Annotated in this window: 18 protein-coding genes; 3 read left to right on the forward strand and 15 right to left on the reverse strand. The window is 45.6% G+C overall.

Going from position 1 to position 17,529, the window contains the following annotated elements:
- Window positions 1–114 precede the first annotated feature (114 nt).
- From EOO50_RS06095 to EOO50_RS06130, 8 genes are all read right to left on the reverse strand, one after another.
- Window positions 115–1,047: a transglutaminase gene (locus EOO50_RS06095; protein ID WP_290838646.1), complete on the reverse strand. Its 933-nt coding sequence runs from the start codon at window positions 1,045–1,047 to the stop codon at window positions 115–117.
- Window positions 1,048–1,062: 15 nt separating this feature from the next.
- Window positions 1,063–1,902 (reverse strand): substrate-binding domain-containing protein, encoded by an 840-nt coding sequence (locus EOO50_RS06100; protein WP_290838647.1) that lies wholly within the window; start codon window positions 1,900–1,902, stop codon window positions 1,063–1,065.
- A 205-nt stretch (window positions 1,903–2,107) separates the two neighbouring features.
- On the reverse strand, window positions 2,108–2,566 hold the full coding sequence (locus tag EOO50_RS06105) for a DinB family protein (RefSeq protein ID WP_290838648.1): 459 nt from the start codon (window positions 2,564–2,566) through the stop codon (window positions 2,108–2,110).
- Window positions 2,566–3,438 (reverse strand): nucleoside phosphorylase, encoded by an 873-nt coding sequence (locus tag EOO50_RS06110; protein WP_290838649.1) that lies wholly within the window; start codon window positions 3,436–3,438, stop codon window positions 2,566–2,568. Before EOO50_RS06110 ends, EOO50_RS06105 begins: the two co-directional genes overlap by 1 nt.
- Before the next feature lie 39 nt (window positions 3,439–3,477).
- Window positions 3,478–4,881, reverse strand: a complete 1,404-nt coding sequence (locus EOO50_RS06115) for a tetratricopeptide repeat protein (protein WP_290838651.1) — start codon at window positions 4,879–4,881, stop codon at window positions 3,478–3,480.
- 362 nt (window positions 4,882–5,243) lie between these two features.
- A complete protein-coding gene (locus tag EOO50_RS06120; RefSeq protein ID WP_290838652.1) occupies window positions 5,244–5,594 on the reverse strand; it encodes a translation initiation factor in 351 nt (116 codons plus the stop codon).
- 43 nt (window positions 5,595–5,637) lie between these two features.
- Window positions 5,638–6,027 carry a GxxExxY protein gene (locus EOO50_RS06125; RefSeq protein ID WP_290838653.1) on the reverse strand — a complete coding sequence of 130 codons (390 nt, stop codon included), beginning with the start codon at window positions 6,025–6,027 and terminating at the stop codon, window positions 5,638–5,640.
- 127 nt (window positions 6,028–6,154) lie between these two features.
- The gene (locus EOO50_RS06130) at window positions 6,155–7,108 is read right to left on the reverse strand and encodes a 2-oxoglutarate and iron-dependent oxygenase domain-containing protein (RefSeq protein WP_290838654.1); all 954 of its coding nucleotides are present in this window, start codon (window positions 7,106–7,108) and stop codon (window positions 6,155–6,157) included.
- Window positions 7,109–7,318: 210 nt separating this feature from the next.
- Between EOO50_RS06130 and EOO50_RS06135 the strand changes: the two genes are divergently transcribed.
- The 3 genes from EOO50_RS06135 to EOO50_RS06145 all read left to right on the forward strand — a co-directional run bounded on the left by EOO50_RS06135 (window position 7,319) and on the right by EOO50_RS06145 (window position 13,881).
- Window positions 7,319–9,295, forward strand: coding sequence for a dehydrogenase E1 component subunit alpha/beta (locus EOO50_RS06135; RefSeq protein ID WP_290838656.1), 1,977 nt, complete (start codon window positions 7,319–7,321; stop codon window positions 9,293–9,295).
- A 1,840-nt stretch (window positions 9,296–11,135) separates the two neighbouring features.
- Window positions 11,136–12,275 carry a methionine aminotransferase gene (locus tag EOO50_RS06140; RefSeq protein WP_290838657.1) on the forward strand — a complete coding sequence of 380 codons (1,140 nt, stop codon included), beginning with the start codon at window positions 11,136–11,138 and terminating at the stop codon, window positions 12,273–12,275.
- Window positions 12,276–12,417: 142 nt separating this feature from the next.
- Window positions 12,418–13,881, forward strand: coding sequence for a glycoside hydrolase family 130 protein (locus EOO50_RS06145; protein ID WP_290838658.1), 1,464 nt, complete (start codon window positions 12,418–12,420; stop codon window positions 13,879–13,881).
- A 302-nt stretch (window positions 13,882–14,183) separates the two neighbouring features.
- Here the strand turns inward: EOO50_RS06145 and EOO50_RS06150 are convergent, their stop codons facing one another.
- The 7 genes from EOO50_RS06150 to EOO50_RS06180 form a co-directional block, all read right to left on the reverse strand.
- Window positions 14,184–14,462: a hypothetical protein gene (locus EOO50_RS06150; protein ID WP_290838659.1), complete on the reverse strand. Its 279-nt coding sequence runs from the start codon at window positions 14,460–14,462 to the stop codon at window positions 14,184–14,186.
- 17 nt (window positions 14,463–14,479) lie between these two features.
- Window positions 14,480–14,650: a hypothetical protein gene (locus EOO50_RS06155; RefSeq protein ID WP_290838660.1), complete on the reverse strand. Its 171-nt coding sequence runs from the start codon at window positions 14,648–14,650 to the stop codon at window positions 14,480–14,482.
- 294 nt (window positions 14,651–14,944) lie between these two features.
- Window positions 14,945–15,190 (reverse strand): hypothetical protein, encoded by a 246-nt coding sequence (locus EOO50_RS06160; protein ID WP_290838661.1) that lies wholly within the window; start codon window positions 15,188–15,190, stop codon window positions 14,945–14,947.
- A 141-nt stretch (window positions 15,191–15,331) separates the two neighbouring features.
- Window positions 15,332–15,493: a hypothetical protein gene (locus EOO50_RS06165; protein WP_290838662.1), complete on the reverse strand. Its 162-nt coding sequence runs from the start codon at window positions 15,491–15,493 to the stop codon at window positions 15,332–15,334.
- Between the two features lie 93 nt (window positions 15,494–15,586).
- Entirely contained in the window at window positions 15,587–16,336 is a 750-nt protein-coding gene (locus EOO50_RS06170) for an Asp/Glu racemase (protein ID WP_290838663.1), read from the reverse strand.
- 94 nt (window positions 16,337–16,430) lie between these two features.
- Window positions 16,431–16,604 (reverse strand): hypothetical protein, encoded by a 174-nt coding sequence (locus EOO50_RS06175; RefSeq protein WP_290838664.1) that lies wholly within the window; start codon window positions 16,602–16,604, stop codon window positions 16,431–16,433.
- Complete coding sequence (locus tag EOO50_RS06180; RefSeq protein WP_290838665.1) at window positions 16,594–17,514, reverse strand: fumarylacetoacetate hydrolase family protein; 921 nt, start codon at window positions 17,512–17,514, stop codon at window positions 16,594–16,596. The genes EOO50_RS06175 and EOO50_RS06180 overlap by 11 nt, the downstream gene beginning before the upstream one ends.
- Window positions 17,515–17,529 lie beyond the last annotated feature (15 nt).

Raw genomic sequence — 17,529 nt, forward strand, 5'->3', positions numbered from 1 at the left:
AAAACAGATTCAAAATCACTTACACAATTCTCAATATTCAATTGTCGATTCAACGCAGATACTTCAACGCTAGGCAATGACTCAAATAAACAAATCAACGCATCAACGAATAAACTAATTCAACGTCAAAGCTCCCAAGATCTCCTCATGCATAAACGGCCCGCCCGGATATGTCGCCGTATAATCGAGGTTGAGCCAGACTTGTCCGCGTTCGTCTATGTGATAATGGATCGTCTTGCCCTTGCTTTCCTTGACGAACAACACTTTTTTGATCAGGTAATTGATTTTTTCGAGGTCGGCTTTGGTACCGATGAGAATTTCCGGATAAATGTGTCCGCCCGTATGGATCAGCCTCGGAGTGCCGCCGATCGATTTCACGCAAGCCGACATCAAGATCGAATGGTCGTCGCAATCGCCTGACAAATATCGGATCGATTCTGAAGCCGATGCGATATATTCGCGGCCTTTGGGATCGCTCACGTAATTCCATCGGCTGTTGATTTCCTTGAACACCGCGAAACATTGGATGATCGTGCGGTAATCACCATAACCTTTGACGTCCTTGAAATATTCGGTCGTCGCCATGACCGAGAAATTCCGGACTTTGGGATTATCGTACTGGACGGCTTTCAAGATGCGCGACTTATTCGGGAACGGGAGCAACTTCGAAATGATCAGGTCCTGAGGATTCGGGCTGTCGTTCATCGCATAAATCATGTAGCGATAATCTTCGTAGACGCTGTTGAATCCATAATCACCGAACAAACTTCCCCAAATCAGCACGATCACGTAAAGCGCCATGCACACGATGATGATCGTTCGGAGCAAACGCAGGATGAGCTGGATCAAAACGATAATTCCTATGAATAGCAGGATACGGTCAATCTGGAACGGCCACTGCGGATCGATCAGATTTTGGTGCAGAATGATGAAGATCGGGATCGCGATGAGCAAATTGAGCACGAAAATGATGACACTGTCCCACGGTTTCTTAACCCGAAGCCTGTCACGAATTTTGCGGAAAGGAATCTCACTCAATTTTATCATGGGACAAAAGCCGCGCTAACCGTGGACTATATCGGCAAAAGTACCTTTTTTCGTTATAATGCCTAAATCAAAGAGTTGATTTTGAATATTGTTTAACATTGGCTCGTTGAGATTGCGCTGCGACCATTCGGTAAGTTCGAGCCAATCGCGCACGTCATCGATCTTCAGATGGTAACGGTTCGCGAAATCCATATCGATTTCAGGAAGTTTCTTGAACTGTTGCGTCCATTTGTTGATCACCGACAAAATGGCCTCGATGGTTTCCGACTGGGTTTCCAAAATATCACTTCTTACCGCGATCACGAAGCACGGCCAAGGCGTCGGGCAATCGGCGATGCGCCTGAAAATACCTTTGTCGACGAGCGGTTTTGTCATGAATCGTTCCCACATGAAGTAATCGGCCGAACCATTCGTAAGCGCTTCGACGGCGCCGTCAATGGTGTTTACAATCTCGAATTTTAGCTCGTCCTTGTTCCAGCCTTGGTTTTGGGCGTTCACATACGTCATCAATTCCGACCCCGAACCTTTGCGGCTGATCGCGGCGACCGTTCCTTCAATATCCGACAAATTTTGATACCCTGAATTTGCCGAAACGTGAATTCCCCAAATCAAAGGCGATTGCACGTAAACCTGAACGATGCGCGACGGATTTCCCGCATTGATGTCCTTGATGATTCCTTCGGTCAGGATCACGGCGATGTCGGTTTCGCCCGAACGCAACATCTGGCAAAGTTTGCCCGTGCCTTCTGGAACGTCGATCCATTGGGCATCGATGCCGAGTTTTTCGAAATCGCCGGCCTCGATCGCGACGCGCCAGGGAAGGTTGAAATGTTCGGGAACTCCGGATATTTTCATGGGTAGATTTTAGATTTAGATTTGGGCGTTGCGCCGATTCGCGACCTTTGTTCCATTCGCAATCAAGCGGCGCCGGGCTTTCGGCACTCGCTGTTTATTCCGCGAGCTACATAAACGAGCTTAGACAAATGCCTCAATCCCTAACGCGAACCCGTTGTTGAAAGTACGTTTTTCGGTAAAATCAGCGGTCGGTTTTCACCAAATATTAACGCGTCATATGATTTCGGTCCAATTGACGCAGGTGATGTTCGAGATGGTCGGCGTAATCGGTCATTAGAAAACGCATATCGGCAGTCGTTCCGTCGGTGAATTGGATCGGGATTCGCAGGATTCGTTCGCTTGCACTCGAGATGATCGAGACGATTTGTCGGTTGATCGCGAGCCACAACACCAATAAATCCTCGCTTTCCTTGTGTTGGTAATCGTTTATGAGAACCAATTCGTTTTGGTCGTACGTCCGGTGTTTGTAAGGTTGGGCCGAATATTGCGCCTCAGTGAACCGAACGAGATTATGGATGGCCGAATCGACCAAATGCCCGAGGATTTCCTTTTTCGACCATTTTTCAGGACTCGGCTTTACCTCGAGTTGCTCGTCGGATAAATTCATGAAAACCTGCGTGCCTTTCTTGAGCAGCTCCTCGATTCTTGAAACTACTTTTTCCATTATGTCGAAGCTGCGATTTTGTTGAGCGCGTACGCAATCAATTCGTCGACAGCCTTGTACGGATCGTCGCTGAACGTTCCGCTCGCACGGTTCGCAATGATCGCGTTCAACGACAGGGCGTTGTGGCCGAGCAATGCGCTCAGCCCGTAGATCGCGGCGGTTTCCATTTCGAGGTTCGTGATATTGTTGCCTTCGAATTCGAAATCGTCCATCTTTGAATTCAATTCCGAATCCTGTATGTCGAGTCGCAAAACGCGTCCTTGCGGCCCGTAAAAACCTCCGGCTGTCGCGGTGATTCCTTTGAACATGCGTTCGCCGTCCATCAATTGTTGGAGTTTTTCAGAACATGCGATCGCGTACGGTCGGCCCTTTTTGGCATCCCAATTCGTGTGTTTTATGAATGCGTCCTCAATCGCCGCGTTCGAAACGTCGTCGATCCGGTAGGAGCGAAGCATGTTGTCCAGTCCAAGCCCGAACGTGCTCATCACGAAACTGTCGACCGGAATCTGCTCTTGCAACGATCCTGAAGTTCCGATACGAATGATGTTCAAACTCGTCAATTCTTCCTTCAACTCACGCGTTTCGAGGTCGATGTTGACGAGCGCGTCGAGTTCATTGATCACGATATCGATGTTGTCAGGGCCGATTCCCGTTGACAAAACCGTCATGCGCTTGCCTTTGTACATTCCCGTTTGCGTCTTGAATTCGCGCTTTTGGGCCGAAAATTCTATGGTATCGAAGAATTGCGTGATTTTCTCTACGCGATTTTGGTCGCCCACGAAAATGATGTCGTTCGCGATGTGTTCCGGACGCAGGTTCAGGTGATAGACGCTGCCGTCGGGATTTAATATGAGTTCAGATGGTTGGATCACTGGAAAATTATTGAAGCGTAAATTTAGGGATTTGGCCGGTTATTCCGCACGGGTTTCGTTCTCGAATTGCGCAATTGTTTTTTTGGCGGCGGCGAGACGGATTGCTTTGTTCTTCCCCGTCAGTTTGTGGCTGATGAAATGCTCGAGTCTGTGATGCATCGGAATCAGCATCGATGCCAGGATCACCAATCCCAACAGCATCAAGACAGGCGAGTGGTGCGTGATTTTTTCCAGGAATGGATGGATCAATAGATTAACGAATTCGAAAACCAACAATAACGCGAGGATCGCGAGAAAAGAAATCCATTTTTCGTTGACGATGACCGTTCGGCTCAACATCAGGAACACGATAAAAAAAGAAATGATGAACGTACCGATCAAAATAAACTGAATGTTTTGATGTCTTTGGTTTTCAGCTTCTACAATTTTAACCTCGAGTTCCTGCTGCCTGATTTGTTCCCGGAATTTCATCGTTTCGAGATTTTGCATTTTCTCGAGACTGAACAGTTCGTCCTTGGCCGCCATGGCTTTCCTGAAATAGGCATTGACGCTGTCTTGTGAATTCGTCTGCTCGAAACTCGCATACATGTATTCGTAAGACCGCAGAAGTTGGTCGTTAAACCCTGAGTTCTCTGAAATCGCTATTGATTTCCGAGTGTAAAAACGCGCGCTGTCGTGTTGCTTGAGCGCAAGGAACGCCTGCCCGAAATCATTAAGCGCATAGACGAGCGAATATTTGTCGGCGCGATTTCCGAATGTCTTGAAAAAACCCATCGATTTTCTCAGGAAAGGCAACGCGATTTCGTATTCGCCGGCCGCCATGTAATTTTCCCCCATCGTACTCAACGATGCGCAAAGCCTTCGGTTGTCCTTATTCGACATGTCGATGTTGATGGCTTTTTGGGCGTATACGAGTCCCGAATCGGGCATCTTCGCTATGGAATAGTCAACGGCAAGGTCATTGTAGGCCGTAGACAGGAATTGTTTGGGCGATATCCTCTCGGCCAAGGCGATCGCTTTTTTAGCATAATCAAAAGAAAGCGCCCAGTTTTTCGATTGGGCGTAAGACAATGCGATCGCGTGATTCGAAAGCATTATGCCATAATCGTCCTTGCGCCGGCGGAAACGTTCCAGGATTGGCAAGGCCAGATTCAACGCGGAATTGTAATCGCCTTTGAAACCGAAAACGTTCGCCAGATACAGATCGATATAATCGCTGCCTTCAATGTCATCCTCGCGTTTGAACCATTCTCCAAGCCGGATCGCCTTGACGATCGTCAAACTGTCAGCCGAACTTGCCGAAACGAACTCTGCATAGATTACCATGCTTTTTTCTTTCGGGCTCTGCACTTTGGTATATTTTGCCATCGCGCCATCCGACAGTTGGGCAAAAGCCATCGCACTCAGCAAAAACGTACACAGTAAATACACGATGTTCTTCATGATTGTTGCGGTTCTAATTTTTCAATCGTCTTTTGAGGTCTTTGATCGCCATGATTTTATTAAGTGTCGCCTCGGACACATTTTGGCCGACAAAAAATCGGCTCAAATAGAAATAAAAAAAGTAGCAGTTTTTTTCATGGGATTGCGTTTTTGCGGTTCGGTCGCATGCGGTGAATTTGGATTATCCGAAGTCAACGACAGTCACTAACAATCGAAACTAAATAAATGTTTGTTTTTAACGCCGGAAAGATGGGGCGAACAAACATAGCAAATTTCTCTTAATGAACGACTTACGATTCATGTATAATGCAAAAAAGCCACAAACTAATCGTTCGTGGCTTTGTTTACGTTTGCGTTTAACCTTATCCGCCGACGCGTTTCACGTTATAACCTTCGGTTTTTAAAATCTCCATGATCTTGTCCCGGAAATTTCCCTGGATGATGATTTCGCCATCCTTGACAGCGCCGCCGACGCCGCATTTTGTTTTTAGCATTTTGCCGAGCGATTTCAAATCGTCTTCGCTTCCTTCGAAACCTTTGATGATCGTGGCGACTTTTCCGCCTCGGTTTTTCTTGTCGAGATGGGCTTCGAGGCGTTGTTTATTGGGATCGATCGTTTCGCCCGACGTTTCGTCGTTATCGAATTCGAAGTCTTCGTTCGTGGAGAATACGAAACCGCCGAGGTCGTTTAGGGATGTTAGTTTTTTTGCCATTTGGGAACGCTGATTGTTGCGGATTTACGCAGATAGTCGCGGATTATTTTCTGTAATTTTCAAATACTTTTCTGGTGAATTGCGGCTTTCTGCCAAAATTAAGCAATAAACCAACTTCACAATCAGTAGCTTTAAGATAGTTTATCAGCTGATATTGATGTTCAGGAATCAAATTTTCGCAGGCCTTTATTTCGAGAATTATTTTTTCGTTTACTAATAGGTCCGCAAAATAATGACCAACGGAAATTTCTTTATAGAATACATCGATTCTTTTCTGAACATCAACAGTGAAGCCGAGTTTACGAAGCTCATAACAGATAGCATTTTCATAGATTTTTTCCAAAAAACCATATCCTAATTCGTTGTAAACATCGTAGAAACATTTGAGGATTACATCCGTAGTATCCTTTAATAATAATTTATCTGCTATCATTAATACAATTTTTTCGTGGCGTATATAAATCCGCGACCATCTGCGTAAATCCGCAAAATCCGCGTTCATAAAAAAAAACGAAAAGCATCAGGAAAACCTAATGCTTTTCAATTATAAAAATATGAATTTATTTTTTAATCAACCCCAATTCAACCAAACGCTCGTACAAGAAATCTCCCGCAGTAATGTCGTCAAATTGCTTCGGATGGTTCTCATCAATCGTATTGGGCAACACGTCCAGTTTCATCTCGCTTATCGGATGCATGAAAAACGGGATCGAGAAACGCGATGTTCCCCATAATTCCCTCGGCGGATTCACGACCTGGTGAATCGTCGACTTCAATTTATTGTTCGTGTGGCGCGACAACATATCGCCCACGTTTATGACCAATTCGTCCGGCTCGGCGATCGCATCGATCCATTCCCCGTCGTGGTTTTGCACTTGCAATCCTTTTCCTTGCGCGCCCATCAAAAGCGTGATCAGGTTGATATCGCCGTGTGCTGCGGCTCGTACGGCCCCGTCAGCAGGTTCGTCGGTGATCGGCGGATAATGGATCGGACGCAAAATACTGTTTCCGTTCTTGATGTAATTGTCGAAATAAAATTCGTCCAATCCTAAATATAAAGCCAATGCGCGAAGTACGTAAATGCCCGTTTTTTCAAGCATTTTGTAGGCTTCCTTGCCGACCTCGTTGAACTTCGGAAGTTCGTCGACTGAGACATTGTCCGGATATTCGGCCTCAAGCGCCGGATTGTTCTCGACGTACTGCCCGAAATGCCAAAACTCCTTCAAGTCGCCCGCCGAACGGCCCTTCGCATGTTCTTTCCCGAACGAAACATAACCGCGTTGCCCGCCGATTCCCGGGATTTCATACTTTTTTTTCGTCTCGACGGGAAGGTTGAAGAAGTTGCGTACTTCTCCATACAATTCATCGACGAGTTTGTCATCCAGAAAATGACCTTTTAATGCTACGAATCCGATGTCTTCGTAGGCTTTTCCGATTTCATTTACAAACTTTTGTTTACGTTCCGGGTCGCCCGAAAGGAAATCACGTAAATCCACACTTGGAATGTTCTGCATAGGTTTACAATTATATTTATATCTCAAAACCCTTGTAGGCCTGATTATACAAATGTATAGAAATATTGTTTAGTGTTTAGGATTTCGCATTTGGAGTTGCTCTGGCGTGGCTTGAAACCCTAAACCCTAAACACGAAACCTTTAACCCGAAACTCTAAACAATTTTTTATACTTTTGGGCATGTTTTCAATTAAAACCAGCCCAGTCCTAATGAATTTCGAACGCCGGAACCTGTCAGACGACCAATTGCTTGACCTATACAAACGCCTGCTCAAACCACGCCTCATCGAAGAAAAGATGCTTATCCTGATCCGTCAGGGGAAAGTATCGAAATGGTTCTCGGGAATCGGGCAGGAAGCGATAGCGTGCGGCGTGACGGCTGTGCTTGAGAAAGATGAATACATACTTCCGATGCACCGAAATCTTGGTGTTTTCACGGGTCGTGACATTCCGTTGTATAGACTTTTCTCGCAATGGCAAGGGAAGGCGAGCGGCTTTACGAAAGGTCGTGACAGGTCGTTCCACTTCGGGACGCAGGAACACAAAATAATCGGGATGATCTCGCATTTGGGCCCGCAATTGGGCGTCGCCGACGGAATCGCACTCGCAAATAAACTAAAGAAGAACAGGAAAGTAACGGCGGTTTTCACGGGTGAAGGCGCGACGTCGGAAGGTGATTTCCACGAAGCGCTCAACATCGCGTCGGTTTGGGATTTGCCTGTTCTGTTCATCATCGAAAACAATGGCTACGGATTATCGACGCCGACCAACGAGCAATACCGCTGTGAAAATCTTGCCGACAAAGGAATCGGATATGGAATGGAGGCGCACATTCTCGACGGGAACAACATCCTTGAAATCTATAACGAATTGTCGGAAATCGTCGAATCGATGCGCGTCAACCCGCGTCCGGTCCTGCTCGAATTCAAGACATTCCGTATGCGCGGCCATGAGGAAGCCAGCGGAACCAAATACGTTCCCCAGGAAATGATGGATTTGTGGGCCGAAAAAGATCCGGTCGACAATTTCAGACGCTACCTCATGAAACAGAATATCCTGCGCGCCGATAAGGACGAAAAATGGCGAGAGGAAATCCGCAAGGAAATCGACGACAATTTGCTGTTGGCGAACACCGAAGCCGAAATCGTCGCGAGCCTCGAGCAGGAACTGGACGACGTTTACAAACCGTATGATTTCGAAGACTTTAAACCGAATGGTGAAGTGGAAAATATCCGTTTCGTCGATGCGATTTCGCAGGGCTTGAAGCAATCGTTCGAACGTCACGACAACTTGGTCATCATGGGTCAGGACATCGCCGAATACGGAGGCGCGTTCAAGATTACCGATGGTTTCGTGGATCTTTTCGGGAAAGACAGGATCATCAATACGCCGATTTGCGAAAGCGCCGTGGTTTCGGCCGGAATGGGGCTTTCGATCAATGGATACAAAGCGATCGTGGAAATGCAGTTCGCCGATTTCGTGTCGACGGGTTTCAATCCGATCGTGAATTACCTCGCAAAAGTGCATTACCGATGGAACGAAAAAGCCGACGTCGTGGTGCGAATGCCGTGCGGCGGCGGAACTCAAGCCGGGCCGTTCCATTCACAGACCAACGAAGCCTGGTTTACGAAAACCCCGGGATTGAAAGTCGTATATCCTGCGTTTCCATACGACGCGAAAGGACTTTTGAACGCGTCGATCAACGACCCGAATCCGGTGATGTTTTTCGAACACAAACAACTATACAGAAGCATCTATCAAGATGTTCCGACGGGATATTACACATTGCCTTTGGGAAAAGCGGCCGTTTTGCGCGAAGGGAAAGACGTGACGATATTGGCGTTCGGAGCCGCGGTTCACTGGGCTTTGGACACGCTCGACAAGAATCCGGACATTTCAGCCGATCTTATCGATTTGAGAACGTTGCAACCTTTGGATAAGGAAACGGTTTACGCGTCGCTCAAAAAGACGAGCAAAGTGATCATTCTTCAGGAAGACAGTTTGTTTGGCGGGATCGCGAGCGATTTGTCGGCGATGATTACCGAGGAATGTTTCCAATGGCTCGACGGGCCGGTGAAACGCGTGGCGAGTTTGGATACGCCGATTCCGTTTACGAAGGCGCTTGAGGATCAATATTTGCCGAAGAGTAGGTTTGAGAAAGCTTTGCGTGAGTTGGTTGATTTTTAGTTAAGGTCATTATAGGTTTAGCCAGGGATTTTTTCTGTGGCTTTTTGATTTTTTGCCACGGATACACGGATCTACACGGATTATAAAGTTTATAAAATATTCTCTGTTGGTAAGGTAAAATATTAAACATTAGCCACAGATTCACAGATTTTGAAATCTATTGGTTTAGCTACCGAGTATTTCTGTGGCTTTTTTATTTTTTTTGCCACGAATACACGAATTTACTCGGTTATATATTTTCCGAATTTTGGAAAATCGAACGTCTTGAAGATTCTCATGTCCAACAGGAAAGACGACGACAATTCGGATTGTAAAGTAACATTAGCCACAGATTCACAGATTTTGAAATCTATTGGTTTGCCACGGAGTATTTCTGTGGCTTTTTTATTTTTTTGCCACGAATGCACGAATTACAAAGCTTATAAAATATTCTCTTTTGGTAATGCGAGTTTTAAACATTAGCCACACGTTTACAGATTTTGAAATCTATTATGAAATCTGTGAATCTGTGGCTAAAAATAAAAATCGCAACAGCTAATTTAAACTGCAAAATGATTAAAAGTTCGCCCAATCCGTGTATCCTTGACTGAAATTTCCTTCGGCTAAAACCCCTAAAGATTCGTGCATTCGTGGCTAAATCAAATTCATTTGTCGCTATTTATTAAAATAAAACTCCTGAAAAAATCCACGCAAATCCATATATTGGTGGCTAAAATCGAATTACAAAAGCGCTTGAGGATCAGCATTTGCCCAAGCAAGTTTGAGGAGACTTTGCACGAGTTAGTTAATTTTTAATTAATGTCATCACGGTTTATCCACATAATTTTTCTGTGGCTTTTGCAACTTTTGCCACGAATACACAAATTTAGGGATTATCTATTTTTCCGAATTTTAGAAAATCGAACGTCTTGAAGATTCTCATGTCCAACAGGAAAGATGACGACAATTCGGAATAAAGTAACATTAGCCACAGATTCACAGATGTTGAAATGTATTGGTTTAGCCACGGAGTATTTCTGTGGTTTTTTATTTTTTTGCCACGAATACACGAATTTACTCGGATTACAAAGTTTATAAATATTTTCTTTTGGTAATGCGAGTATTAAACAATAGCCACAGATTCACAGATTTTGAAATCTATTGATTTGCTACGGAGTATTTCTGTGGCTTTTTTATTTTTTTGCCACGAATACACGAATTTACTCGGCTATATATTTTCCGAATTTTAGAAAATCGAACGTCTTGAAGATTCTCGTGTCCAACAGGAAAGACGACGACAATTCGGATTGTAAAGTAACATTAGCCACAGATTCACAGATTTTAAAATCTATTATGAAATCTGTGAATCTGTGGCTAAAAATAAAATCGCCCTGACTAATTTTTACTGAAAAGCCATTGAAAGTTTCCCCAAATCCGTGTATTCTTTACTGAAATTTCCTTCGGCTAAAAACCCTAAAGATTCGTGCATTCGTGGCTAAGTCAAATTCATTTGTCGCTATTTATTTGAATTAAAACTCCTGAAACAATCCCTGCAAATCCATAAATCCGTGGCTAAAATCGAATTTAACCGCCGCCAACATTTCTTTCTAAAATATTAAATAAAAATCGTGAAATTCGTATATCCGTGGTTAAATATCCAATTCCTTAGCCTCTATCATTTCCTTCCTCAAAAACCATCAAAAAATCCAACTCATTCTCGCTATCATTTTCCTTCGACTAAAACCATTTAAAAAATCCGTGCAAATCCGTGTATCCGTGGCTCACAATGAAAATAATCCGCCGCCAACATTTCTTCTAAAACATTAAAGAAAAATTGTGAAATTCGTGGCAAACGTTTCACATGCAACTCAAGTCCAAACTTCCCTACATACAGCGTCACATTTTCTCACATATGTCCGCGCTGTCAAACGAATTCGGTGCCGTAAATCTTTCTCAAGGTTTTCCCGATTTCGATCCCGACCCGAGGTTGTTGAATCTTGTCGACATCTGCATAAAAGAAGGTGCGAACCAATACGCGCCCATGCCCGGATTACCGTTACTTCGCCAGCAGATCGCACGCAAGATTTCTTCAGACTACGGCGTCGGTGTCGATTTCGAATCGGAAATTACCATCGGAACCGGAGCGACCGAAATGATTTTCTCGGCCATCATGGCAACCGTCTGGCCAGCCGATGAAGTTATCATCATCGAACCGTGCTACGATTGTTACCGACCTGCAATCGATTTGGCGGGAGCGAAGACTGTCGTATATAAAATGCGCGCTCCTGAATTCAAGGTCGATTGGGCCGAATTCAAAAAACTTGTATCGCACAAGACGCGCATGATCTGTATCTGCACGCCGAACAATCCGACGGGAACTGTCCTGGACGATTCGGATATGAAAGCACTTTGCAGCATCGTCGAAGGAACCGACATCCTGATCATGAGCGACGAAGTCTACGGCCACATGGTTTTTGACGGCCGAAAACCCATAAGCCCGTTGCAATATCCTGAATTGCGAAAACGAACTTTCTCGTGTTTCTCATTCGGCAAGACATTTCACGTCACGGGTTGGAAAGTCGGGTATTGTGTCGCTCCTGAAATGCTGACGAAAGAGCTTCGGAAAGTCCATCAGACCGCGACGTATTGCGCTTCGCATCCGTTGCAGAAAGCCATCGGATTATATATGGAAAACTTCGCCCAGCCTGATCCCGTCGGTTTTTTTGAGAGAAAACGCGATTTGCTGCTCGAAGCTTCGGCAGGAACCAAATTGAAACCATTGAAGTGCGACGGCGCGTATTTTCAACTCTTCGATTTCTCGGACGTTTCACGCGAAAGCGATTTTGATTTCTGCGTGCGCCTCATAAAAGATCATGGCGTGACCGCGATTCCCGTTTCGCATTTGTATTCGGATTCTCACGACGATAAATTGATTCGGTTGTGTTTTGCAAAGAAAGACGAAACCTTGTTGGAAGCGGGACGCAGGCTGGTAGAAATTTAGGGTTTCGAGTTCGGCGTAAGCGTGCAACTCTAAATCCTAAACACTAATATCTTCCTCGTTTTAGGTTTATTTTCACATTTCCTCTTCATATAAATTGTAATTTAGAAAAGACAATTGGCTCCAAAACCTCTAAATTCAATACATGAGATTATCCGTAGAACGCAAGGACGTTAAAGTTTACCCTGACCCGAGACGCGTGATCGCGCGCTATTTCTTCAACGGCGAAGAACGGGCCGTTTCACTCATCAAGAAAATTCTCGCTTTGAATAACGAGACCGTGATTTCGATCGTGCTGCCGTTGCTGCAGGATTTTTCGAAACGGCACCGGAACATCACGAAGAAATTGCTCAAGCATTGCGAGAAGGTAAAACCGTATGTTGAGCTCGCCGGAAGCGATTATTCACAGCTTTCCGATTACCAGAAATACCTTATCGGATCGTACTTCACGCACGAATATTCGATAGAATCAGCGGCATTTTTCAATCCGTCTATTATCATCGATCCTGATCAAAGCCATTTGGAAGAAGGCCAGCAGCGTCTTTTGATAAGTTTCAGGGCGGTAGGTGAAGGCCATATTTCGTCGGTGGTTTTTAGAAGGGCGATGATCGACCGACATAACAACATCACGATTATCCCGGCCGGAAACTACATCGATGAGGCCGAAAAAATGCACAATACGGTTTACCAGAAAAAACTTTTCCTTAAAAAAGGAGAGGAAGCCGATATCGATCCGCAGTTTCTGCAAGTCGTCGACAAGGAACTCGAGGAACGTTTCGACTATGAAAGTTTGAAGAAAATCATCATCGAAGCGCGTCAGAATACGACCGACGAGACGACTTTGTCCCAATACAAGCAGATTTTGGCGCTGAGTGACAGTTACCGCAAGATCAGTTTTTCGCGAGACACCGACATCAGCGACCGTGTGATTTTCCCGATTTCGGATTTCGAAAGCAAAGGAATCGAAGATGCGCGTTTCGTGCGGTTCATAAAGGAAAACGGCCAGGTCGTTTATTATGCGACATATACGGCTTACGACGGCGCGCACATCATGCCGAAGTTATTGCAGACGACAGATTTTTACGATTTCAAAACCTCTCCGCTCAACGGCGATGGTGCGAAGAACAAGAACCTCGCCTTGTTCCCGAGAAAAGTCAACGGAAAATTCGCAATGCTTTCACGCATAGACGGTTGGAACAATTACTTGATGTATTCTGACAACATAAACGTCTGGGAAAATCCTATCAAGATCCAATGTCCGGAATTTCCGTGGGAACTGGTGCAGATCGGGAATTGCGGTTCTCCGATCGAAACGCCTCACGGCTGGCTCGTGATCACGCATGCGGTCGGGCCGATGCGACGTTATTGCATCGGAGCTTCGTTGCTCGACATCAACAATCCCGAAAAGGAGATCGGCCGATTGAAAGAACCTTTGATCATGCCGAATCCGGACGAACGCGAAGGTTATGTGCCGAATGTCGTGTATTCGTGCGGGTCGATCGTGCATAACGGCGATTTGATCATTCCGTATGGTTTGAGCGATCACAGTTCGGGATTTGCGACGGTCAATTTAAACATCTTGTTGGACAGATTGGTTAAAGGAGAATGATTTTGGGACGCGATGTGGTTTAGAGTGTTTGACACGCTGCGCTTTAGACCGCTTTGCTTTAGACGCGCTTCGCTTTAGACACGCTTTGCTTTAGACACGCTTTGCTTTAGACACGCTTCGCTTTAGACACGCTTCGCTTTGGATTCGATTTTGCTAAAAGAAAAATCCCGTTCCAAAAGGAATGGGATTTCTTAGTTTACGCATTTACGCGATCCTTCCTGCAGTCTAAAGCGCAGCGTGTCTAAAGCGCAGCGTGTCCAAAGCGCAGCGTGTCTAAAGTGCAACGCGTCTACAGCAGCGCGTCAAATTCCAATATTTCCATCGTCTTTCCCCGAATTCTCAACATCCGACGCATTCTTATCGTACGTGCGCGTGAACGTCGGCGTCGCGGTTTTGCTGTTGTCGTTCGTGGATTCATTGCTCTTGGCGATCGGATCTTCCTGTGTGACGTTGCTGTGGTCAGTATCGTCGTATTTATGGAAGTCGTCGGAATCCTCGAAAGTTTCGTCTTTGTCGTAGGTTGACGCGTCCTGGTTCAGTTTCGGGTCGTCTACTTTGCGGTCTTTATCTGGAGTGTTCATGATTTTTGGTTTTTAAGTTAGACATCGCTTCGGTCGAAGCTGGGTTTATCGGGCACTTCATTTGGATCGGTATCAGCCGATTCGTCATTGGTCAGCGATTCGTCGTCTTTCCCTTTCGAATTGGAATCGGTGTTGACTTTCGAATCGAGTTCGCTGTCATTTTTCCTGTCTTTGTCGTTCGTATTCATAATCGTCGGTTTTAGTTGTTACTCAAATGTCGGATTTTGAATTTAGGATTACCTTACAAATTCCGAAGCAAGAATTGTACGATTTCGGTGCATAAAAAAAGCCGCTTCGTTAGAAACGGCCTACAATGTCAAATGTCATATTTAGAATTTGCCCAGCAGCCAATATACGATTACGAAAATAATGATCATGCTCAGGCAGCCGCCGCCGAGTTTTTTGGCCGTGAAGCCGGCAATGATGGTTTTGAAAAATCCGTTCATGGTGTTTGTTTTTAGTTATTGGTCAGGGTTAGGGAATTATTCCATGCCGTGGTCGTTGCTGTGCTTGTCGACGTTTTGGCGTTTGTCATCGAATTCGGGATCGCCTTCGACTTTCTTGTTGTACAGATTATAATTCTGATCATTGGTCAGCGTCTCGTCATGTTCTTTGTATTCATGCTTGCGAGTCGCGTTCCTTACGTTGTCAGGATTCGTCTGATTCGAATGGTCGTAGTTTTTTTGACCGTCGTGACGGGCTTGGCCGCCTTTGTTTACTGTTGCCATGATAGTTGTGTTTTTATAGTTCAATAAAATTAGGGCCTGATTCGTGATTTGGCGTTACGCAGTTCTGACGAAAACTTGTAGCATTAACCATAAAAAAAAAGCCGACTCCTGGAAGTCAGCTTAGTTGTGGTTGTTGTTTTCTTAGTTGTTGTCATTCAGCAGTGCGAAGTACATCTCATTCGGATCATAATCGAAGTCGAAATCCTGAAGATCGTCAGATTCATCTTCGGAATTATTGATTCGGATGATGTTGTCCATATCGCTATCGGCGTTGTAGTCGTAATTTGAGTAGTTCGTTTCCATAGTGTAGTAGCTTTTGATGTGTTACAAAATTGCCGAAAACGATTTAGGAAACTCTTACAGGATTTTCATATTGAGTTATACAATTCTTATATTCTAGTATTTTCCGCTTAGCAAAGCTCCGCCAATCGTTGATTTTGCTTCGATTCCGAGTTTTTTCATCATCTCGTAAGTCGTACACACCGCAGCCGAAGTGACCGGAATTCCGATTTCCTTTTCGATCAAATCGATCGCTTCGAGAGACGGCATTTGCACGCACGCCGAAGCGACCAAAACGTCGACGCCTTCAAGGTTCAACCGTTTGTAGATGTCGAGCAAATTCATCGGATCCTGAGCGGCTACTTCGAGATTATCGGGAATTTCAAGCGCGATAGAATCGACGACTTCGAAACCCTGATGCTCGATGTAGTCGACGACCAAATCGGTCAGCGGGCGCATGTAAGGCGTGATGATGGCCACCTTTTTCGCACCTAAAACCTTCAATCCGTTGATCAACGCTCCGGCACTCGTGACGATCGGAGTAGGGAAGTCGTTCGCGACCGTTTCCTGATGCAGGTTGACTTCGCTCACGCAATGATAGCCTCGGCCCATGCTCATGATCGCGACCAGGCAGGCGTAACCCATGACGTCGACGTGCGCGTCCGACAATTCCTGGGCGCATTTCAAACTCATCGCATCCATGGCTTCGAGTTCTTCCTTGGTCACTTTTTTCATGCGCATGCGGGACGAATGGAACGTGAATCTTTCAGGCAATATGGTTTCGCGTGAACGGAAAATCGCAGGGATTTCGGTTTCCATCGTCACATTCGATGATGGGACGATTTGGCCTATTCTATATTTCTTCATTGTTATTTTTTATTTTTATTTGGGCGTTGCGCCGAATGACGTAATCGTGTTTATCAAGTTTGGGGCGAACTGGCGCAGCGAGCGCGATATAGTCTTAATTACCGTTTTTTGCCTTTGAAAGTGCGGCCGCGAAAAACAAAAAACTGCAAATCAGAAATATGATGTTGATCACGCGTGCGAACGGTGGCGCGCCTTCAGGCCACAACTGTCCCAAAAGTACCAATGCGTTAAGCACGATCAAGACGAGTAATACGGATTTATTTTTCACGGTTTATTTTCTTTACGGTGTTTGTCAATGTTCCGATGTTTTCGACGGTGGCTTCGACGACATCGCCGTCCCACATCCATTCCTGCGGATCGCGTCCGGCTCCAACTCCGGCTGGCGTTCCCGTTGCGATGATGTCGCCGGGTTCAAGCGTGAATACCGTGCTCAAATCCTCGATTAGATCCTCGATCTTGAACAGCATGAATTTGGTGTTCGAGTTCTGTTTTTCGACTCCGTTTACGGTTAAAGAAAGGTTCAGGTTGTGCGGATCGTCGATTTCGTCGGCGGTGACCAGAACCGGCCCCATCGGCGCGAACGTATCCTGACCTTTCGAGACGATCCATTGGCCCGAGCGTCGGCAATCACGAGCCGAAATGTCGTTGATTACCGTGTAACCGAACACGTAATCCATGGCGTTTGCTTTCGAAACGTATTTCCCTTTTTTCGAGATGATGACGGCAAGTTCGACTTCCCAATCGAGCTGTTTCGTGAGGTCTTCGTTATGAAGTATGTTCGTGTTTGTGGCCGTTACGGTCGTGGGCGGTTTCGAGAAAATGACGGGCTTCTGGGGAAGTGCGTTGTCGGTGTCGAGCGTGCGCGCGCTTTCGGCCACGTGTTCGGTGTAATTCAATCCGATGCCGATTATGTTCTTGCGCGGGCGTGGAATCGGGGCGAGCAATGTGGCTTCGCTCATCGGGATAGAACTCGATGCGATCACATTTTCGCTTGAGGCCTTGATGGAATTCTCGATTTTCTTTACTTCGTCCAATCCAGCGTCAATGAGTTCAAGCATCGTTCTAGGAAATTCCGTGTTGTGCTTGAACCCGAGGGTTTCAAGGTCGATGATGACATCGCCGTGTACGATCCCGATTTTTGGTTCGGAGCCTTTCGTTGTATAAGTTGCTAGTTTCAAATTCGTTATTCGTTA

This window comes from Flavobacterium sp., from assembly GCF_004211145.1.
Taxonomy (GTDB): Bacteria; Bacteroidota; Bacteroidia; order Flavobacteriales; family Flavobacteriaceae; genus Flavobacterium.